At 34.2% G+C, this 20,455-nt stretch carries 20 protein-coding genes; 5 read left to right on the plus strand and 15 right to left on the minus strand.

The window, feature by feature from the left end:
* Positions 1-5: 5 nt before the first annotated feature.
* The 6 genes from ES675_RS09330 to ES675_RS09355 form a co-directional block, all read right to left on the minus strand.
* A complete protein-coding gene (locus ES675_RS09330) occupies positions 6-1,175 on the minus strand; it encodes an acyl-CoA dehydrogenase family protein (RefSeq protein WP_066251094.1) in 1,170 nt (389 codons plus the stop codon).
* 22 nt (positions 1,176-1,197) lie between these two features.
* Complete coding sequence (locus tag ES675_RS09335; RefSeq protein WP_066251091.1) at positions 1,198-2,067, minus strand: ComEA family DNA-binding protein; 870 nt, start codon at positions 2,065-2,067, stop codon at positions 1,198-1,200.
* An 18-nt stretch (positions 2,068-2,085) separates the two neighbouring features.
* Positions 2,086-4,155 (minus strand): alanine/glycine:cation symporter family protein, encoded by a 2,070-nt coding sequence (locus ES675_RS09340; RefSeq protein WP_066251089.1) that lies wholly within the window; start codon positions 4,153-4,155, stop codon positions 2,086-2,088.
* A gap of 95 nt (positions 4,156-4,250) precedes the next feature.
* Positions 4,251-5,273, minus strand: coding sequence for a potassium channel family protein (locus ES675_RS09345; RefSeq protein ID WP_066251086.1), 1,023 nt, complete (start codon positions 5,271-5,273; stop codon positions 4,251-4,253).
* 2 nt (positions 5,274-5,275) lie between these two features.
* A complete protein-coding gene (locus ES675_RS09350) occupies positions 5,276-5,503 on the minus strand; it encodes a PspC domain-containing protein (protein ID WP_066251082.1) in 228 nt (75 codons plus the stop codon).
* Positions 5,504-5,519: 16 nt separating this feature from the next.
* Positions 5,520-6,791 (minus strand): DUF2851 family protein, encoded by a 1,272-nt coding sequence (locus ES675_RS09355; protein WP_066251077.1) that lies wholly within the window; start codon positions 6,789-6,791, stop codon positions 5,520-5,522.
* A 95-nt stretch (positions 6,792-6,886) separates the two neighbouring features.
* Between ES675_RS09355 and ES675_RS09360 the strand changes: the two genes are divergently transcribed.
* From ES675_RS09360 to ES675_RS09370, 3 genes are read left to right on the plus strand one after another with little or no spacing between them, the layout of a single operon-like run.
* Complete coding sequence (locus ES675_RS09360) at positions 6,887-7,420, plus strand: CIA30 family protein (protein ID WP_231931281.1); 534 nt, start codon at positions 6,887-6,889, stop codon at positions 7,418-7,420.
* Positions 7,421-7,454: 34 nt separating this feature from the next.
* Positions 7,455-8,234: a HipA family kinase gene (locus tag ES675_RS09365; protein WP_066251067.1), complete on the plus strand. Its 780-nt coding sequence runs from the start codon at positions 7,455-7,457 to the stop codon at positions 8,232-8,234.
* Positions 8,224-8,607, plus strand: coding sequence for a DUF3037 domain-containing protein (locus ES675_RS09370; protein WP_066251065.1), 384 nt, complete (start codon positions 8,224-8,226; stop codon positions 8,605-8,607). The genes ES675_RS09365 and ES675_RS09370 overlap by 11 nt, the downstream gene beginning before the upstream one ends.
* A 15-nt stretch (positions 8,608-8,622) precedes the next feature.
* Here the strand turns inward: ES675_RS09370 and ES675_RS09375 are convergent, their stop codons facing one another.
* On the minus strand, positions 8,623-9,603 hold the full coding sequence (locus ES675_RS09375) for a PLP-dependent cysteine synthase family protein (protein WP_066251062.1): 981 nt from the start codon (positions 9,601-9,603) through the stop codon (positions 8,623-8,625).
* Between the two features lie 245 nt (positions 9,604-9,848).
* Complete coding sequence (locus tag ES675_RS09380; RefSeq protein ID WP_066251060.1) at positions 9,849-11,084, minus strand: ABC transporter permease; 1,236 nt, start codon at positions 11,082-11,084, stop codon at positions 9,849-9,851.
* On the opposite strand from ES675_RS09380, the gene ES675_RS09385 reads away from it, so the two are divergent.
* On the plus strand, positions 11,085-12,350 hold the full coding sequence (locus ES675_RS09385; RefSeq protein WP_066251058.1) for an exo-beta-N-acetylmuramidase NamZ family protein: 1,266 nt from the start codon (positions 11,085-11,087) through the stop codon (positions 12,348-12,350). It begins immediately after the preceding gene.
* 7 nt (positions 12,351-12,357) lie between these two features.
* On the opposite strand, the gene ES675_RS09390 is transcribed toward ES675_RS09385, so the two are convergent.
* The 4 genes from ES675_RS09390 to ES675_RS09405 all read right to left on the minus strand — a co-directional run bounded on the left by ES675_RS09390 (position 12,358) and on the right by ES675_RS09405 (position 15,272).
* Positions 12,358-13,146 (minus strand): hypothetical protein, encoded by a 789-nt coding sequence (locus tag ES675_RS09390; protein WP_148367403.1) that lies wholly within the window; start codon positions 13,144-13,146, stop codon positions 12,358-12,360.
* Positions 13,147-13,363: 217 nt separating this feature from the next.
* Positions 13,364-13,747 carry a hypothetical protein gene (locus ES675_RS09395; RefSeq protein ID WP_148367405.1) on the minus strand — a complete coding sequence of 128 codons (384 nt, stop codon included), beginning with the start codon at positions 13,745-13,747 and terminating at the stop codon, positions 13,364-13,366.
* 155 nt (positions 13,748-13,902) lie between these two features.
* The gene (locus tag ES675_RS09400) at positions 13,903-14,742 is read right to left on the minus strand and encodes a sterol desaturase family protein (RefSeq protein WP_066251046.1); all 840 of its coding nucleotides are present in this window, start codon (positions 14,740-14,742) and stop codon (positions 13,903-13,905) included.
* Between the two features lie 35 nt (positions 14,743-14,777).
* A complete protein-coding gene (locus ES675_RS09405) occupies positions 14,778-15,272 on the minus strand; it encodes a YkgJ family cysteine cluster protein (protein WP_066251250.1) in 495 nt (164 codons plus the stop codon).
* 80 nt (positions 15,273-15,352) lie between these two features.
* On the opposite strand from ES675_RS09405, the gene ES675_RS09410 reads away from it, so the two are divergent.
* Positions 15,353-16,057, plus strand: coding sequence for a class I SAM-dependent methyltransferase (locus tag ES675_RS09410; RefSeq protein WP_066251043.1), 705 nt, complete (start codon positions 15,353-15,355; stop codon positions 16,055-16,057).
* Here ES675_RS09410 and ES675_RS09415 read toward each other — a convergent pair.
* From ES675_RS09415 to ES675_RS09425, 3 genes are all read right to left on the minus strand, one after another.
* Positions 16,033-16,659, minus strand: a complete 627-nt coding sequence (locus ES675_RS09415) for a hypothetical protein (protein WP_148367407.1) — start codon at positions 16,657-16,659, stop codon at positions 16,033-16,035. The genes ES675_RS09410 and ES675_RS09415 overlap by 25 nt on opposite strands.
* Before the next feature lie 230 nt (positions 16,660-16,889).
* On the minus strand, positions 16,890-18,509 hold the full coding sequence (locus tag ES675_RS09420; RefSeq protein ID WP_066251248.1) for an amidohydrolase: 1,620 nt from the start codon (positions 18,507-18,509) through the stop codon (positions 16,890-16,892).
* A gap of 162 nt (positions 18,510-18,671) precedes the next feature.
* A complete protein-coding gene (locus ES675_RS09425; protein ID WP_066251243.1) occupies positions 18,672-20,426 on the minus strand; it encodes a porin family protein in 1,755 nt (584 codons plus the stop codon).
* Between the last annotated feature and the right edge of the window lie 29 nt (positions 20,427-20,455).

Consider the following 20,455-nt stretch of genomic DNA (forward strand, 5'->3'; position numbering starts at 1 on the left):
TTTATTTACTTGGTTGCTGGCTTGTAATCCACACCATCCAATGTCATTTTAGCAATTATTTCACGTAAGATCTCTGATGTACCACCTCCAATTGGTCCTAATCGGCTGTCACGTAATAATCGTGCCATAGGATATTCTTCCATATAACCATAACCACCTAAAAACTGAAGACATTGGTATATAACCTCATCGGCCATTTTAGTAGATTGTAATTTAGAAATAGTTGCTTCTTTAACCACATATTCACCTTTATTCATTCTGTAGGCAATAGAGTAGTTAAATTCTTTACAAACAATCATGCTAGCGTACGCATCTGAATAGGCATGACGTAAGGCTTGGAATTTATTAATGCTCTTCCCAAACGCGTAACGTTCACTCATATATTGTTTGGCATAATCTAAAGCAAATTCAGCGCGTGCATGTGAGTTTACTCCCATAATTAAACGCTCAAACGCAAAGTGCTGCATAATGTATGGAAATCCTTTATTGACTTCACCCATTAAGTTTTCAGCAGGAATGGTCACGTTGTCAAAAGCTATTTCAGCTGTATCACTCGCTCTCCACCCTAATTTATCCAATTTGGTTGCCGAAATACCAGGTGTATCACGATCCATAATAAACATACTAATTCCTTTATTTCCTAACTCCGGATTTGTTTTAGCAGCAACTACTAAATAATCGCTATAAACACCATTAGTAATAAAAGTTTTGGATCCGTTAAGGACAAATGTATCTCCTTTCTTTTCAGCAGTTGTACGCATTCCTGCCACATCACTACCACCAAAAGGTTCGGTTACACAAAGGCAGCCAATCATATCACCAGAAATACTTGCCGTTAAATATTTTTCTTTAATAGCATCACTTCCTTCAGCATTTACGTGTGTCATTGCTAAATAAGCATGAGCCCACATATTGGCTGCAAAACCACCAGAATTAACTTTTTGCAGTTCTTCAAGAAATATAATTGTATAAAATAAGTCTAAATCTAATCCGCCATACGCTTCAGGGTAATTAACACCAAAGAAGCCCATATCTCCGAATTTTTTCCAAATAAAACGTTCAACAGTTCCGTCTTTCTCCCATTTTTCAATATGTGGAACTACCTCTTTCTGTAAAAAATCTTTTAAGCTCTGTCTAAACAAGTTATGCTCTTCGGTGAAGTACATAGTATTCATAAATTTTGGTTTTTTTGTTTCTTTATTCGAGTGTCAAATATAACGTAATTATCTCAATTTTGTTTACAGGGAAGTCTTTAACTTTCGTTAAATCGGTTAAGGATTTGAAGCCATCAAGAAGAATTCGTTGCTCTATAATATTGTGCGCCACTTCATAATCTATGTATTGAATGGTAACCAACTCATCACGTGTAGCCGTGTTTAAATTGAAACGCGTAATGGGCTTTGGTGTTTTTACGGTGAATTGCTCTTGAATTCTTTCAATGACTTCAGGCGACAAGCCATAAACTTGCGTCAGCTCTACATCAGCAATAAATTGACCACCTATTTTTTCACGATACGAAACAATGCGCCCTGATAACGCATCACCAATTCCATAAATACGTTTTAATTGAGAAGCTGTTGCTTGGTTTAAATCAATTTTTTGAGCGAATGATTTCGGCTTGCTACTATAATTATTAGATTGGAATGATTTCGGCTTGGGATTCGTAACCCATTCTGGGAATTTAAAATTTGGTGACAAAATAGCTAAAAGCGAATCGGATACTTTGGTTACTTGTTGAAATTCGGTAGCCGAATTCACCCATTTATCAGTTGCTCTAAACTTATGAAGTCTATCTATTTCTTCATTGCTCATACCTAAAGTATATCCTTTATAATCGGTTATATAATTTGGGTTGAAAGGAAATATTTTGAATTTAGAATTTTCAATCTGAACCAATTTTAATGAATCTATTTCCTGTTGAAGTTCCGTATTAATTATGTCGTCATTGCTTTTAATATCTAATGTTTTATTATAAAAGTAAAACACAACTTGGAGTATCACCATCATGGCGATTAACAAAAAAATCCCATTTCGCTGTTTTTTAGTAAACGTGAAATGGGATTTCATAACTGTTAATTTAGATGTTTATTTCTTATCCAACTTTTTATATAATTGGTTAGATTTTAATTTTTGAATGTATTCGTTTAAATCGAATTTCACTTCACTAGACATAATGTAAAGACCTATTATGTTTGGAAACGACATGGCTAAAATCATCATATCTGAAAAGTCTAGAACAGCACCTAAACTAACCGATGCTCCAATAACTACAAATACTAAAAATAACATTTTATAGATAAATTCAATTTTCTTACTCTTACCAAATAAGTATGTCCAAGCTCTCATTCCATAATAAGACCATGATATCATAGTTGAAAAAGCAAATAAGAATACGGCAACGGCTAACACATAAGGAAACCAAGATATTTGACTACCAAAAGCATCAGATGTTAATTGTGCACCTGCCATACCTTCTACTTCATGCATACCCGTAAAAATCAATACTAAAGCAGTTAATGTACAAACAACAACCGTATCAATAAATGGCTCTAATAATGCCACAAAACCTTCAGATGGTGGATTGTTTGTTTTAGCTGTACTGTGTGCAATTGCTGCTGAACCCACACCTGCTTCATTGGAAAATGCTGCACGTTGGAAACCAACTATTAACACACCTACAATTCCACCCTTAAGTGCTGAAGGACTAAATGCCCCATCATAAATTGCAGAAAATGCAGGACCAATATTTTGAATATTCATAATAATAACTGCCAATGCTGCTACTACATATATACTAGCCATTACAGGAACCACTCTACCTGTTACTTTAGCAATACTATTAATACCACCAATAATAACAACACCTACTAAAATTGCTGTTATAATACCAAAGTAGAATCCGTTACCTTCTAACATAGGAAACTGACCTGCTAATTGCTCAAAAGATTGATTTGCTTGAAACATATTACCACCTCCAAAAGAAGCACCAACTGCTAAAACAGCAAACATACCTGCAAGTACTTTTCCAAGTCCTTTCATATTACGTTTTTCAAGTCCGTAGCGTAAATAATTCATAGGACCTCCAAATACACGACCGTCAGGTAGAATATCACGATATTTTACACCCAAAGTACATTCAACGAACTTGGTTGACATTCCTAACAATCCACAAACAATCATCCAGAATGTTGCACCTGCCCCTCCTAAAGAAACGGCTACGGCTACACCTGCAATATTTCCTAAACCAACAGTACCTGAAACGGCTGTTGCCAAAGCTTGAAAGTGTGTTACTTGTCCTGGCGCATCTGGATCGTCATATTTTCCACGTGCTAAATCAATAGCATGTCCAAATCCACGGATATTTATAAAGCCCATTCTAATTGTAAAGAATAACGCTCCCAATACTAACCAAATTACAATAAATGAGATAGGTTTAGTAAGTGGATCTCCATTTGGATGAGTTAAAACTACTGGCTTGTCATAAGTTACTTGTGCAAAATTATGTGCACCTTGTTCAATTACGTGTTGCGCATTATCTGAATTGAAAATAACTTTTCCTTCAGCAGTTAAATGCTTTAATTTTCCTTTTGCTGATGAGTTTACCGTAATATCATTTCCAGAAACATCCTGAATAACAGCAATTGGCTCATCCTTAAGAACATTTTCACCATCACCTTTAAGCCAAGATTTAAGTGTATATTTATTTTGTATTTCGTTGGTCCAATTTGGAATACCAATTTGTTTGCTATCTGCATATACTACTGGATCGTAAACTCCAATTGCTGCAAAAGGATCCCAGAAAAGCACGGAACCTAGAGCGCTAACTGCAGGTGTCATGGTACCATTAAAAACTTCTGTGATTGCTCCCGTTTCTACTGTATAAACCGCTGTCTTACTGTTTCCTGCGGCATCTGTAACAACAACTGAATACGGAACGCCTTCCGTAAGCCCAATAGCTCTATTAGAAGTTAATGGTGTACTTTGATTACTCCAACGGTAGATGTAAGGCTCTACTCCACCTTTAACTGTAATTGTTACAACACCATCGTTGATTGTGGTTGAAGGGTTTGAAACTTGCCCTTCTATTTCAAAATTTTGCGCAAACGCTATTATGGGCAGAATTGCAGTAAAAATTGAAAGAAGAATTTTCTTCATAAGATTATTTATTAGTTAGTTTTTTTAAATTAGTAGGACAAGATGCTAAAAAAAAATGAGTTTTTAAAACATCTGTTGTTAAAAACAAAATTTGATTAAGTGATATTGTAAACTGAATTAAGCTTCGTAATCTGTTCTGGCCTTCCAAGCACGATAACTTTAGAATTAGGCATTAAGCGTTGTTCGGCTTCTGGATTTATAATATAATCGCCATTTCCGTCTTTATATCCTATGACATTGCAACCTGTTTTTTGGCGTAAATCTAAATCGCGAATCGTACGTATTTCCGTTGTATCATAGAATTTACTCACCGCAATTTCCTCAATATTAATGTTCGATTTTCCAACTATAGATAGGTTATCAATAAACTCAATTAAATCGGGAACTACCACCAAAGATGCCATGTGATCTCCACCTATTTTATCCGGTAAAATAACATTATTGGCACCAGCCAGTTTTAATTTATTGTAAGAAGTATCTTGAGATGCGCGACTAATAATTGTCATGTCTTTATTTATTTGTCGCGCGGACAAAACCACAAATAAATTATCAGCATCATTAGGCAATGCAGAAATTAACGTAGTGGCTCTATCAATTCCTGCTTGAAAAAGAATCTCGTCTTCATTAGCATTACCATGAACAAATGGCACCATTTCACTTTGAAATTTTTCAATAACTTCTTTATTCCGTTCAATTACCACAAAAGGTTTTTTATAGGCCATCAATTTATGAGCAGCCTGTTTGCCATTTCTGCCATAGCCACAAATAATAATATGACCTGAAAGATTATCAATCTTTTTTTGCATTTTCTTTTGTTTTAAATCTTCAAAATTATTTTTACTCAAAATATATTCGGTAATCACACTAATAGCATAACCAACAATAACAACACTAGTAAGAATTAGAAAAATAGTAAATATTTTGGAGGCATCATCTAAAGGACGGACTTCCCCATAGCCAACCGTTGTAACGGTTATTACCGTCATGTAAAGCGCATCAACCCAACGATAACCCGACATAATCATAAACCCTAATACGCCAACTAAAAGCAATAAAAATAAGAGAGCAATGGCTATTATTATTTTAGAGCGAAAAAGATTTAAAACGAAGTTTTTCATAATTATAAATCAAAAACTGATGAACGTTTTGTGAATAATAAATCTTTTATACGCATCCAAAAGGCGATAAATAAATAGAGCGCAAAACCAAAGCCTAATGTCACAAATGTGAGATACATAAATGAGGTTCTTACAACCTTGGCACGTATACCCATACGATCAGCTATACGTTGGCAAACATAATAACCACGCTTTTGAAAATAGAGTAAGGCGTTATAAAAAAAATTCATACTGCAATGTAATAATTTATTTGCTTATTAAGCGATTTCCAATAGCGCATTGCAAACATTTATTTGGCTTGCAATACTGCGTCTTCAACTGTAATAACGCTTGTGAAACACTGGCGTAATTAGGCATTGCTTTCAATTTGTTAAATTTATTTACAATGGTATTATTTTCGGAAGGAATTTTTGCCATAAGTTCTAGTAATTCTGAAATTACATCTGTTCCTTGTTTTTTATTGTAAGCAAATTTTAAAGGAACAACCGTATTTATTATTACCAGATTAATAAAGTTTTTAGTTAGAATCTTTTTTGATGGTTTAGAAGTAGTTTGAAACGTAAAATGTGTTCGCCAAAATTCTGAACAACCAACTTGAAAAAGTTTATGAATTTGCTCAAGCGTTTTACAACCCATTATTTTTGAAAACAATGCGTCGTTTTTAGTATATAAGATTGCTAATTGTGATAAGCGAATGGTTGGAAAATTAGGAGGTCGTAATTTAAAAAACTGCGGTTGTGTTACATGACTATTATCAAGTTGAAATTTGTTTTTCAGATACAAATAATGCGTATTCAATTGCAACTCATAAGGCTCATTACTTTCTGTACTTAATAATCCGGCCTGACCTAAAAATAAGGCTTCCAATTCTTCAGGTTTATTTTGAAGTTTTCTAATTATAGCAAAATCTAGTGATTGTGCCATACTTAAAAACGCATCACCATTTATATTAAGACCGAAGTTTTTAGCCAGCATTGCAAACAAAACGGCTTCCCAATTGTTTTTTGATTTTACTAATAAACTCGTAATTGCAACTGACTTCTGCTCCAAACGTTCTATATACAAACGCTCCAACCAGTTTTGCAATACAAAATCTGGCGTATCACTAAATTCACTTTCACAATTTATCCATGTTTGCTTTTTACTAAATAATTGATAATAATTATCAAGCAACTTTTTATCTATATGATTTTTAAGTTCTAAAGCAGGAATAGCGGTGTTATCTTTTCTGAAAACATCGGTATCATGTTCCCAAACCACATGAAGAATTACGTTTTGATAAGCAGGATCTTTTTCATGATGATGTACATACCAATCGCTAGATTTAATATGAATTTCCACATTTCCTGCCCAAAGCTGATCATCAATTTTAAGTTGTGCTGCAAAAAAATCAGGACCAGAAAGCTGATTGTGCTGCCCAGAATTTACCACAGTAATATGCTGCCCTTGAGTTGTTTTCAAATTCAAAAGCTGAAACTTTTTAAATTGCCATAAATAATGTAAAAACGCTTCTTGCATCCTTCTAATTTACATATTTTAAACCAATTATGATACTGTGTTGCGAGTTTCGTATTTTTACAAAAACTATAATTAAGAGGAAACTTACTATTTATATGAAATATCTTGTACTTATAATTGTAATCCTTCTAACACAAACGCCTATGACAATTTATAAATTCAATACAGATAGTAAACAAACCGATTGGTATATTCTTGATGATGTGGTTATGGGCGGAAAATCAAATGGCTCGTTTAGTATTAATGAAGCTGGGAATGGCCTTTTTAAAGGTGAAATATCATTAGAAAATAATGGTGGATTTTCATCTATTAGACATGACTGCGATGTAAAAAAAATCGAAGGTTTTACACATTTTAGAATTCGAATTAAAGGTGATGGTAATCCCTATCAATTCCGTGTAAAATCGGATAAAAATAACAGACATAGTTATGCAGCAACGTTTCAAACCTCTGGAAATTGGGAAACCATAGATATGGCTTTTTCTAATATGCCTGCTGTTTTTCGTGGTCGAAATTTGGACATGCCGAATTTCTCTGGTAAAAACATTGAAGAAATTGGTTTTTTAATCGGTACTAAAAAACCGCAGAAATTCCAATTAGAAATTGAAAGTATTGTTTTAGTAAATTAAATTTTCATCTGAACTTTTTAGTATCTTCGAATTCATGAATAAAATAGAAATCCGACACGTAGATGTTGTACAATATATCAATCCATTGCGCGAAGGCGGTTCGCTTCCAGCTATAGTAAAAGCGGACGATGGCTTCCTGTATGTGTTAAAGTTTAGAGGTGCTGGTCAAGGAAAAAAAGCATTAATAGCCGAATTTATTGGTGGCGAAATTGCACGCGCTATCGGTTTGCATGTTCCTGAATTAGTGTTCATGAATCTAGACGACTCCTTCAGTAAAACCGAACCTGATGAGGAAATTCAAGATTTACTCAAATTTAGTGTGGGTTTAAATCTCGGACTTCATTACCTATCTAGTGCTATTACTTTTGATCCATTAGTATCCACCATTGATTCTATGACGGCTTCCAAAATAGTTTTAATGGATAGCATAATTAGTAATATTGACCGAACCGCTAAAAACACCAACCTCTTAAGTTGGAATAAAGAATTATGGGTTATTGATAATGGTGCTAGTTTTTATTTTCACCACAATTGGCAAACATGGGAAAACCATTTAACGAGAACATTTCCACTTATTAAAGATCATGTACTTTTGGAGTTTGCCAAAAATTTAAACGAAGCTTCTAGTCACATTACAACACGCCTCAACACAGATAAAATTGAAGAAATTATTTCATTAATTCCAGAAGATTGGCTTGAGAGTGAATCAGATGCGTTTTCTCCAAACGACATGAGAGCAGCTTATACAAGCTATTTAAAAGCCAAACTTGCCATGATTGATCAATTAGTTAAAGAAGCTGAAGATGCCAGATAACGTTACTTTTGAATATGCCATTATAAGATTGGTTCCTAAAGTTGAACGGGAGGAGTTCTTTAATATAGGTGTGATCCTTTTTTCGAAGCGGAAAAAATTTCTAGGCATGAAGTATTATATAGATCCTAAAAAACTAGTCGCATATTCAAGCGACATAGATAAAGCTGAAATTGAGCGTTATTTAAAAGCCTGGGAATCTGTTTGCCAAGGTAATCCTTCAGGAGGCGTTATTGAAAAAATGGAAGTTTCTGATAGATTCCGATGGTTAGCAGCTTCAAAAAGCACCATTCTTCAATGTTCAAAAACGCATTCAGGACTCTGTACAAATCCAAAAGAGACCTTGGAAGGCCTCTTTGAATCGTTTGTATTGTAATAATTTGGTTATTGCTTATTCAACATAACCCATTTTCTCCATCCATTCGTTGTTAAACATTTTTCCAACATAACGACTTCCGTGATCGTGGAATAAAACGACAACCACATCGTCTTTTGTAAAATGCTCTTTTAGCTGCAACAATCCTTTTATAGCTGCTCCCGCAGAATTGCCTAAAAACATACCTTCCTCCTTGGCTAATTTCTGTGTATATATAGCTGCATCTTTATCCGTAACTTTGGTAAAACCATCTATAATACTGAAATCCACATTTTCGGGTAGAATGTCTTCACCAATACCTTCGGTTACATATGGATAAATTTCTTTCTCGTCAAAAATTCCTGTTTCATGGTATTTTTTAAAGACACTTCCATACGTATCAATTCCCCAAATTTTCACATTCGGGTTTTGCTCTTTTAAATACTTACCAACGCCAGAAATAGTTCCGCCTGTTCCAACACCAACTACAAAATGCGTGATTTTTCCATCGGTTTGTTTCCAAATTTCTGGACCTGTACTTTGGTAATGTGCTTTGGCATTACTTGGGTTATCATATTGATTAACATACCACGAATTTGGCGTTTCTGCACCCAATCGTTTGGAAACAGAATAGTAACTTCTTGGGTCATCTGGCTCCACATCGGTTGGACACACAACTACTTCTGCTCCAACAGCACGAAGAATATCCATTTTTTCTTTAGACTGCTTATCTGAAATTACAAAAATACATTTGTAACCTTTTACAATAGCAGCTAAAGCTAATCCCATGCCTGTGTTTCCTGACGTTCCTTCAATAATAGTTCCGCCTGGTTTTAAACGTCCATCTGCTTCCGCATCCTCAATCATGGTTAATGCCATACGGTCTTTAACGGAGTTTCCTGGATTAAAAGTTTCGTATTTTGATAGTACCAAACAAGGTAAATCTGCTGTTAATTTATTTAATTTTACCATGGGTGTATTACCGATGGTTCCTAGTATATTTTCTGCGTAATCCATATATGTGTTTTTAAGATAATCGTTCTTATTAAACAATAGCGAGTACCTTTTTAAATGTGTTCTTAAATTAGAATTGCAAAGGTATGATTTTGATAGGAAAGCACGAAAGGTTTTTTGATTGGGAGTTTTTGCATGGAGATTTGTGAAGAAACGTGGAGATTCACGGAGGGATTTTGCTCATATTATTTAATGGTAACCTGATAAACTGTGACTATGACTGATTACTGCAAACTGTAAACTGAACGTTACTCAAAACGAATAGCTTTAACTGGCGAAATTTTTGTGATGATATAAGAAGGAATCAACAACATTAGTAAACACAGAATAAACGTCCCAATATTTAAAGCGGCAATATAGGTGATACTTAAGTAAACAGGTGCTTCACTTACATAGTACACATTAGGGTCTAACGGGAAAATTTTAAAATATTTTTGCGCCAATAGAATGCCCAAACCAATGAGGTTTCCCCAAATTAATCCTAAAACAATTAAATAGGATGCGTTGTACAAGAATATTTTTCGGATGGTCCAGTTATTACTTCCCAACGCTTTCAAAATACCAATCATTTGCGTGCGCTCTAAAATTAAAACGAGTAATGCGGTAACCATATTAAACCCAGCGACCAGAACCATTATACCAATGATGCCATAAATGTTTTTTACGAAAATACTAATCCACTCAAAAATAGAATCGAATTTTTTCTCGACCGTAATGGTATTAAATTCAGGTGGTGTGTTTTGATAGACTTGCTCGCGAATAGCATCTAATTGCGAATAATCGTCCACAAAAAGCTCAAAATGACCAACTTGATTTTTTTCCCATTTATTAATACGTTGCAAATGTTTGATATGCGAAATGAGATAGGTTTTATCAAATTCCTGAAATCCTGAATTATAAATACCCACAATTTCATAAGGAATAATGCGTGGTTGTTTGTTGTAATCGTTATTTACAAAATAGGTTTGAATAGTATCACCAACCGTTAGATGTAACCGATTGGCTGTGAATTCAGAGATTAAAACGTCCTGACTATACGCATCTGTATATTTTGGAAGTTTCCCATTAACTAAATATTCTTGGAAATAATCCCATTTATAATCTGTGCCAACACCTTTTACAATTATAGCTTCAAAATCAGTTTCCGTTCTAATAATTCCAAATTTTGTTGCCACACCTTGGATATGCTCTACACCTTTGACCGTGTTGAATTTAGGATAAAAATCTTGATCTAATGAAAGTGCCCCATCACTCTCTTGCGAATTATTATTGCCAAACTTGGAAATCATCAAGTCTCCATTAAAAGCGACTACTTTTTCACGTATTTTTTGTTGAAGCCCAATTCCAGTAGCAATGGAAATCATCATTACAATAATACCAATAGCAATTGCCGCGATACCAATTTTTATTATTGGTGCCGAAACGCTACTTTTATACGCTTTACTATCAATAATGCGTTTAGCTATAAAATATTCGAAATTCAAATGATGCAATTACTTTTAAACAGATTCAAAAATACAGTTTTATTATTTGTTATGGTACTGATTTCTTGCGGAAACTTTTCACAAACGGAATCGGCTGAAAAAGCAAATACCCTTCAGAAAACAGCACATTCTAAACCTGAAACAAAAAAAGATTTAGTTGTTGGTGCTAACCAAACAGATGCCTATTTACCCATATTAAAAGGTAAGCGAATTGGTATTGTTGCCAATCAGACTTCTGTTATATTTAAAAACTCGGGACATACAGATTATACACATTTAGTCGATTCGTTAGTCGCATTAAACCTAAAAGTGCAAAAAGTATTTGCTCCAGAGCATGGTTTTCGTGGAACTGCTGATGCTGGCGAAGTAGTAAAAGATGGAATAGATACCAAAACCGGTTTGCCTATTATTTCGCTTTATGGTGATAATAAGAAACCAAAACCTGAACAATTGGCTGATATTGATATGGTGATTTTTGACATTCAAGATGTTGGCGCACGATTTTACACCTACATTTCCTCATTGCATTATGTTATGGAAGCCTGTGCAGAACAAAATATTCCACTCCTAATTCTAGATAGACCCAATCCAAACGGTCATTATATTGATGGACCCGTTTTAGAAATGGCTCATAAAAGTTTTGTTGGTATGCACCCTGTTCCTGTGGTTCATGGTATGACTATTGGCGAATATGCTCAAATGATAAATGGCGAAAAATGGTTGAAAAACGAGGTTAATTGTGAGTTAACCGTTATTCCTGTAAAAAATTATACGCACCAGACAGCTTATAGCTTGCCTATTAAACCGTCGCCAAATTTACCAAATGATGTGGCTATAAATCTCTATCCAAGTTTGTGCTTTTTTGAAGGCACCAACGTGAGTGCTGGTCGTGGAACAGAAAAACAGTTTCAAATTTTTGGGAGTCCTTTTCTAAATAAAGAGATGTTCAATTATAATTTTGAATTTACTCCAAAACCAAATGAAGGAGCCAAATACCCAAAATATGATGGGAAAATTTGTTATGGTTTGGATTTAAGCGAAGCGAAACCTTTAAACAGACTTGATTTAAATTATCTGATTGAAGCCTATCAAGCAACGTCTGATAAAGCAACATTTTTCAATAACTTTTTTATCAAATTAGCAGGAACCGACAAATTGCAAAAACAAATTGAAACACGCCATACTGCTTATGAAATTAAGAAAACATGGGTTCGCGATTTACAAGATTATGATTCGATGCGAAAAGCGTATGTGATTTATGAATAGTTAACTACTAATCGTAAGGCTTTCCGTTCGGTCTTAAATTAGCTGCTCTGTATTCTGCTCGTGATTGAATTACGTAGCGTTTATCATTACTTAAGCGCCTAGGATCTGATAAACTATAGGGAACGAAAATAGACCCTTCGCTTTCACTTTTACTAATTTTAGTGTTTTTGGAAGTCGCTACTGCTTTGTTTTTATTAGTAAATTTTTTATCCTTTAAAGCTGTTTCGCCAGGCGGATAAAATTGCTTTAGTGCTTCATTATTTACCACAACACCTTTTGTATCACGAGATTGTTTGCTCTGCTTTTCCGAATTGACAAATTGACTAGATTCTGAATCATTAATTTCTGAAGGTTTTAAAAAAATCTCTTTATTCAAATCCGTAGTAGTTGCTAATCGTGTATTAGGCGCAGTAAACTCCATGATAGGCAGCAATCTAGCGATTTTAAAAACCACTGTTTTACTGTAAATATAGGTGTCATCTTTACCTTCTATAAATAATACAGAAAGTGTATAATTACCAACCTCTAAAAAACTTAATGGGACTTTCACTTCCTTTTTATCACCACCAAGCGGCATAACCTGCACACCAGAATCGCTAATTATTTCAATTTTGGAAAGGGGAAACTCACTTTTAAGAAGCAAGGTATCACCTGTTGCATTCAAATTATGAGCCAAGCTGGCTGCTTTGGTATTTATGTTTTTTGTTATAGTAGAATAAATATTACTTTGTGCGAGGGAAACAAAATGGCAACTAGTAACTAAAATCATAAACATCACTATACGTAGTAGTTTCATGACGAATATATTTAAATTAAACAATCTGCTTTGGGCTATTAACCAGATATTTAATACTATAAATGTATGATGTCAAGGTAATTACATCAAATAATTGGATGTTTATTCGTTCAGACTTTATATTTATTAGACAAACAGAATGTGAATGAATAAATAATCGACAAACAGACAGGAAGATGCAATCTATTTTACTATAAAAAAGCTAATACAATCTAGTTTAGTTATAGGTTAGTTTTGTGCGCTCAATTCTAGTAAAAGCATCGATTATATAAATAACAAAAACTATTTTTTTAGCAGATTGAGAAACAACGAGTACATGTTTTCCTTTAGATAAATTTTGTAATGGTATCTGAAAATTTTTAGCATCTATATACAGATCTATTTCACGCTTATAAGCCGTATTAATAGAATAAATATGACTAATTTTTGTAGGACTTTGTAATAGTAGTGTATCCTTGGTTGCATTTAATTCGTGCAGTAAGGTGTTTGCATTAAAATTCGTGTTTTTCTCTATTTTAGCCATGTAGCTGGTTTGCGAATTGGCAAACTGATTACTGAATAAAAAGGCAAATAGGAAAATATGGAAAACGTAAGTTCTCATAAAAATCATTGTGTTTTATTTATAACCAACACAACGACAGCGTATTAATCTCTCGAGATAAATCTAAACAAACGACCGTAATTATTTACAATATTATCTGCAAACAGCATAAAAGTCGGATAAAAAGAGTTTTTACGAGATATTAACCTAAAAAATCAGTCTTTTTCCGTAATAATAGTCGGTTTTTGATATTTCTGAAAAGGCTGCTTTAATAATTCACCAATTTTACCATTAGCAACTTCGTCTGGAAACACATCTACACCATAGATTATTTTATCCCGATCTAACTCCATATACGTTCCTAGGATCCTATCCCAAATGGAGAAAATATTTCCGTAGTTAGAATCTGTATAAGGCAGAATATAATGGTGATGGACTTTATGCATATCAGGTGACACAAACACATAACTCATGAGCTTATCAAGCTTTCTAGGCATTCTTATATTAGCATGTGTTAATTGGGTGAATATGACAGATAGTGATTGATATAGAAATACAATAGCTATAGGTGTTCCCACAATAAACACACCCAAAATGGTAAAGGAAAACCGAATGACACTCTCTATAGGATGGTGTCTATTTCCGGTAGTTGTATCCACATGGTGATCTGTATGATGCACCAAATGAACCATCCAAAGTGGTTTGACTTTATGCTCTACAAAATGTGCTAAATAGGCTCCGAAAAAGTCCAATAACAGCACTCCCAAAAGCGCATATAAACCAAGTGGCATTTCTGGTAACCAATTAATAATACCGAAATTATTGGCTGCTACCCAATCCGTAGATTTTAGCACTAAAAAGGCCAATCCAAAATTGATAATAATGGTAGTCAGTGTAAAAAACAAATTTGGCCAAGCATGCTTCCATTTCTTGTAACTAAATTGAAATAAAGGTAAGGCACCTTCTAAAAACCAAAAAAACATAATACCACCTACTAATAAAATACTTCTGTGTAATGTGGGAATGGTTTCAAAATAAGTGATCATTGCTTCCAAATTCTTTTTTGTTTAAAGATACTAAAAAGTTCAATTTAAAATTTAATACGTTTTTTCATTTCTTCAACAATATGATAAGCTGCAGGGCAGATTTCTACATTTTTCATGGTAAGATTAGATATTTGTTGAAATTTTTTTCTATCTGTATGTGGGAATTCGCTACAGGCTTTTGGCCTAACCTCATAAATGCTGCAATAATTATCAGCTCCTAAAAAGGTACATGGTACGGATTGTAATACGTAATCATTTTCTTCATCAATCCGCAAAAACTGATCAATAAAGGGTTGAGGCTTCATTTTAAAATGCTTGGAAATCCGCTCCACATCCTTATCGGTAAATAAAGGTCCAGTTGTTTTACAGCAATTAGCACAATCCAAACAATCCGTACGTTGAAATTCTGCTTCATGAAGTTCTTGCATGATATAATCCAATTGCTTGGGTGGTTTCTTTTTTAGTTTTTTAAAGAAATCTTTATTCTCCTTATGCTTATCTTTGGCAAGTTTTGGAAGACTTTCTATTTTGGCTTTCAGGTTCAAATTTTCTGGTTTGAGATTCAAATCGTTACAAAATTAGGAAAACCATCTTAACAACAAACTTTAAATAGTAAACTTTGAAATTAAAAGACATATTCGGAAAAGCATTATTGGATTATCAATCGGGAAATTACACGGAAGATTTAATTACTTCCACGAACATTTCTGAAGAAGATGAGCTACCCATCCCCTATTTATTTAGAACATTTAAGGACATGCCAAAACTTGAACAGAAAGCTTTACAATTAGCAAAAGGAACTATTTTAGATGTTGGGTGTGGCGCAGGAAGTCATAGTTTATATTTACAAGAACAAGGCTTTTCTGTTAAAGCCATTGATGTTTCGGAAGGCGCTATTGATGTAGCTATAAAACGTGGTGTAAAAAACGCTGAATTAAAAGCCCTTTTAGATGAAACCGAAACTTTTGACACCATTTTATTACTGATGAATGGTTCAGGAATTTTTCAAGCGTTATCTGAAGTCAGCACCTACTTAAAACATTTAAAATCTTTGTTGAATCCTGGTGGTCAGATTCTAATAGATTCTTCAGATATAAAATACATGTACGAAGATGAAGATGGCGGATTATGGATTGATACCCAAGCCAATTATCATGGCGAATTGGACTACTATTTAAGTTATAAAGGTGAAGATGAAATCCCTATGAAATGGTTGTATCTAGATTTTGAAACCTTGAATCTTGCGTGCCAAACGGTTGGATTAAAATGTGATAAGGTACTGGATGGTGAACATTATGATTATTTGGCACAATTAGCATTATAATAATTCAATATAGCCTCTAAATCATCACTTTTGAATATTTTTGTTTCAATTTTATTTACTAAACTTGGACAATCTTGGAAGTATTCTTTTGCTTTCTTTTTAAAACCAGACATTACCAAAGCAGCAGCACTTTCTAGAGGAACTTCATCTTTAAATTGAATTAATTGTTGTTCAAATATTCTAACATGCGAATTCGTGTTTTTAGATACCGTTCGTATTAACAGTCTTAAATCTCCATCAACAAGTAACTCGGCAAACCCAAATTTAGATTTTTTCTCATTTTTAGGAAAAACGACAAATCTAGCAGATCGTTTTCCATTAATTTTTCGCCCTTTCACTCTGGTTCTATAATCTAATTGAAAGACAATACTATCAATTTCCTTCGCCTTTACTGTATGGGTTGGTTTTCCCTTGCCTTCTGAAAGTCTAAACGTTTCATTACCTCCTGAAACACTATTTGAAGTTGGCATAGACATTCGTCCTTCTCCCTTCAATGAAGTACCATCTTTTAAATAAACAACGGCTTCTTCCCAATCCGTATTATATTGAGAAAAACTAAATTGAAAACACAGTAAAATAAATATGATGCTAATTTTTTTCATTTTTATAAATTTATATAAAACTTCTAATGCTAATGCTACTATAAAAATAATACAGAAACACCAATTTGAAATACCTATTTCAAATTTACGATTCAAAATTTAAGGCTGACTAATTAAAGCGCAATTATCAGTTTCAAATTAATTTTTCAACTTAAATGAAAATGCAAATCTCACCACTATCCTACAACCAAACACCTCAAACCCATGACTTCATTCCTAATGCCAAAAAACTAATAAACTTGCTTTCCTCCCAAATAGGTTTGTTCCACTTTAGTTTCAGGAACTTGATGAATATCAACACTCATAATATCACGATCAAGCATAATAAAATCGGCAAACTTACCAGCTTCTATACTACCCTTTTCGTTTTCTTCAAAATTAGAATAAGCTGCCCAAATAGTCATACCACGCAAAGTCTCTTCCCGTGATAAGGCATTTTCCATTTGAAAACCATCTTTAGGAAATTCCTCTAAATCCTGTCTGGCAACTGCGGCATAAAAGGTTAAAAAAGGACTTACTTTTTCCACAGGAAAATCAGTTCCTAAAGCCACTTTCCCGTATGTATCTAATAACTTTTTATAAGCATAAGCACCTTTAATACGTTCAGCTCCTATCCTATCTTCAGCCCAATACATATCACTAGTTGCATGTGTTGGTTGGATGGATGGCAAAATGTTATCAAATTTTTCAAAATCTTCAGGTGATACAATTTGCGCATGCTCAATACGCCAGCGTCTATCATTTTTGCCATTGAGTACTTTTTTATAGATATTTAAAACGGCATGATTGGCCGAATCACCAATAGCATGTGTATTCAATTGGAATTCTGAATTCGCAATTCGTGTTGCGGCTTTTTCTAAATAATCTAAACTCGTAACCGGTAAACCATAAACGGTTTGTGCATCGGAATACGGCTCACGCAATAAAGCACCACGCGATCCAAGCGCGCCATCAGACGAGATTTTAAACGAGCGAATATGCAAACGGTCCGTTTTTACAATGCCGTTTTTCAAGTAGTAATCTAACTGATCTTCCGTACCACTTGCCATGACGTATAAACGAATTTTTAAATCGCCCGTCTGATACAAACTTTCCATTATTTCAATAGCATCAGCCGACACTCCGGCATCATCAATAGTGGTTAAACCATATTTAAAACAGTCTTCTTGAGCGGCTAAAAGCGCTTTCACACGTTGACTTCTTGAGGCTACTGGCCAGTTATTAAAAACAAGATTTTGAGCACGATCTACTAAAACACCTGTTAACTTGCCGTCCTTTTTAATGAAATCGCCACCATCAATCTGACTGGTTTCAGTTACCGTTCCTAAATCTAATGCTGCTTGATTAAACAAGGTAGCATGACCATCCACACGACCTAAAGCAATAGGTGTATCAGGGAAAAGCTGATTTAATAAGGCATTATTAGGAAATTCTTTTTCTTCCCAATCATTTTGGTCCCAACCTCTGGCATAAATAACCCCAAGTTGATTCTCGTTCTGAAAATCTAAAACGCGCTTTACAACATCATCAAAACTATCCGTACCCATTAAGTCCACACTTAATAAATTATTACCTAAACCTTCAAAATGCGCGTGTGCATCAATTAAACCTGGCACAATAGTTTTACCTTGGGCATCAATAATGGTATCTGCTGCGTATTTTTCTTGAAGTATTTTTGAAGACGCAATTTCTAAAAACTTGCCATCTTTTATGGCGAAGGCTTCAGCTTTATCAAAATTACCATTTACCGTGTAGATGTTTCCGTTGATTACAATAGCATCAACTGGCGTTTTTTCTTTTTGACAAGACAATACGGTTGCGAAAATGGCAAAGGTTAGAAGTTTTTTCATATTCATTTTAAAATTAGTTCTCGTTACATTCCTGCTTATTGTTGGAATACGCGAATGGACGTTTTGTAAAAATAGTAAAAGCGTTCAAATTTGAACGCTTTTACTATTTATTTTAGAATATTTGATGAAATCCTGAAACAAGTTCAGAATGATCATTCGCAATTAGAAGTCAAACTTATAAGTGGCACCAGCTAAAGCCTGAAAGCCTTGAACGGGATAATTTAACCATCGTTGGTAATTCTGACTAGCCATATTATTTGCTTTGGCATAAACCGATAATCGGTCGTTTATATGGTAACCAACATGTGCATTGGCATCAAAAAAGCCATCTAATGTTACTTGTTGTGTTGGATTTAGGAACGAAGGAAACAACGGGTTGTCAATGGTTTGAAAACCTGATAATGCCTCGCGCTCACCTTCATAAAACAAACTGGCGCCTGCAAACCATTTATCGCTAATTTGATAATCCACAAATAACGATGCTTTTATGTTCGGTAAATTCCACGCTTCCGCTTCATATTTAGTATCATAAATAAAATAATCGGCAGCCAAACCTAATGTAAAATTACGATTCACATCCACATTCAATTCGCCACCAAATGAAAAGGTTGATACATTATCATAAACGACTCCAAACGAATTCCCGTATTGATAGGATTCATTTAAATCGAAACCAAAAGGAATTAAATTGTTTCGGAATAAGGCTTTATCATTTTCAGCTTTGTAAGCACCTTTTATATTATACCCCATACTATTAGATATTTTCCCTTTCAACCCAACAAAAGCATGGTATTGTTGATCTGTTGGAATAATGCCTAATGTTGGTGAAACAAATGGGTTATCTTGTGCAAAGCTATAATAGGTATTCTGAATTAAGCCACCTTTAATACCACCATAAGCAATAACCAACTCATCCACCACACGATAGGAAGCAGAAATATTTGGATACACATAAAATTTGTTCTCTCCAGCTTCGGTATCATTTAAATACACCAAGGTTACACCTAAATCTAATGTTAAATCATCTTGAATTAATTGATACGTTGGTGATAAACCGACATTGAAATTCCCATATTTCAGTTCGTCATTCGTTATGTAATTTCTATCGAAACTACCACCAAGATAATCGATGGTTAATTCCGCATTAATTTCGAAATCGCTAATAGCAATATCTGAACTTACCTTCGCATTGAAATGATTTTCTCCTGATCCATTATCGTCTCCAAAATGTCTAAAAAGCACGGTTCCTTTATCAATATAGGCATCTTCAAAAGCCACATCACCACCAACATGCACACCATAAAACGTATGTCCAGCGTCAATTCCTTGAGCATCTGCTTCGGTAAAACGCGGTTGATCCATACCATACCAATTATATATTTGGTGTAAACCACCAAGGTTTACATTCCAAGACATATCGCGATTGTTTTGACCATATGTTGCTTGTAATTTGGTATCATAAAAATTATCATCCAATAACACATCATTTATTCCACCTTGCGATGAATGATGACTAAAATAACCACCTACATTTTCTGTTCTACTAATAGCATGGTTTAAATAGACTTCACCCAAAATACTCGTATAACTCCCAAACCCTAAAGACGCATAATTATCATACAATTTGGGTGCCTTTTGCTTATCTAAAACGGCCGCTTTACCTTTTGCAGGTGTAAATGTAGAAGCTACTGGAATGGAAAAAATATTGTAGTCTATATCTTTTTTAGTTGCCGTAACATCATCATCCAATGATGGTGTTTCTTTTACCTTAAACGCATCAGAAATAGAAGGCGTGTATGGTTTTACGACATTAATAACGTTGGTATCCAACGTATCTTTATCGCGTTCTTGTGCCCACGAAAAAACCGATGTTACAAGGAATAAACTCGTAGATATTATATGAATGTGCTTGCGCATAGATTTATTTTTTGATTGCTGAAATTGCT

Source organism: Algorimicrobium algoritergicola (genome assembly GCF_008086165.1).
Classification (GTDB): Bacteria; Bacteroidota; Bacteroidia; order Flavobacteriales; family Flavobacteriaceae; genus Algorimicrobium; species Algorimicrobium algoritergicola.

Coding starts and splice junctions, on each gene's coding strand:
- ES675_RS09330 (WP_066251094.1), bottom strand. CDS start 1,175: ATGAATACTATGTACTTCACCGAAGAGCATAACTTGTTTAGACAGAGC.
- ES675_RS09335 (WP_066251091.1), bottom strand. CDS start 2,067: ATGAAATCCCATTTCACGTTTACTAAAAAACAGCGAAATGGGATTTTT.
- ES675_RS09340 (WP_066251089.1), bottom strand. CDS start 4,155: ATGAAGAAAATTCTTCTTTCAATTTTTACTGCAATTCTGCCCATAATA.
- ES675_RS09345 (WP_066251086.1), bottom strand. CDS start 5,273: ATGAAAAACTTCGTTTTAAATCTTTTTCGCTCTAAAATAATAATAGCC.
- ES675_RS09350 (WP_066251082.1), bottom strand. CDS start 5,503: ATGAATTTTTTTTATAACGCCTTACTCTATTTTCAAAAGCGTGGTTAT.
- ES675_RS09355 (WP_066251077.1), bottom strand. CDS start 6,791: ATGCAAGAAGCGTTTTTACATTATTTATGGCAATTTAAAAAGTTTCAG.
- ES675_RS09360 (WP_231931281.1), top strand. CDS start 6,887: ATGAAATATCTTGTACTTATAATTGTAATCCTTCTAACACAAACGCCT.
- ES675_RS09365 (WP_066251067.1), top strand. CDS start 7,455: ATGAATAAAATAGAAATCCGACACGTAGATGTTGTACAATATATCAAT.
- ES675_RS09370 (WP_066251065.1), top strand. CDS start 8,224: ATGCCAGATAACGTTACTTTTGAATATGCCATTATAAGATTGGTTCCT.
- ES675_RS09375 (WP_066251062.1), bottom strand. CDS start 9,603: ATGGATTACGCAGAAAATATACTAGGAACCATCGGTAATACACCCATG.
- ES675_RS09385 (WP_066251058.1), top strand. CDS start 11,085: ATGATGCAATTACTTTTAAACAGATTCAAAAATACAGTTTTATTATTT.
- ES675_RS09390 (WP_148367403.1), bottom strand. CDS start 13,146: ATGAAACTACTACGTATAGTGATGTTTATGATTTTAGTTACTAGTTGC.
- ES675_RS09395 (WP_148367405.1), bottom strand. CDS start 13,747: ATGAGAACTTACGTTTTCCATATTTTCCTATTTGCCTTTTTATTCAGT.
- ES675_RS09415 (WP_148367407.1), bottom strand. CDS start 16,659: ATGAAAAAAATTAGCATCATATTTATTTTACTGTGTTTTCAATTTAGT.
- ES675_RS09420 (WP_066251248.1), bottom strand. CDS start 18,509: ATGAAAAAACTTCTAACCTTTGCCATTTTCGCAACCGTATTGTCTTGT.
- ES675_RS09425 (WP_066251243.1), bottom strand. CDS start 20,426: ATGCGCAAGCACATTCATATAATATCTACGAGTTTATTCCTTGTAACA.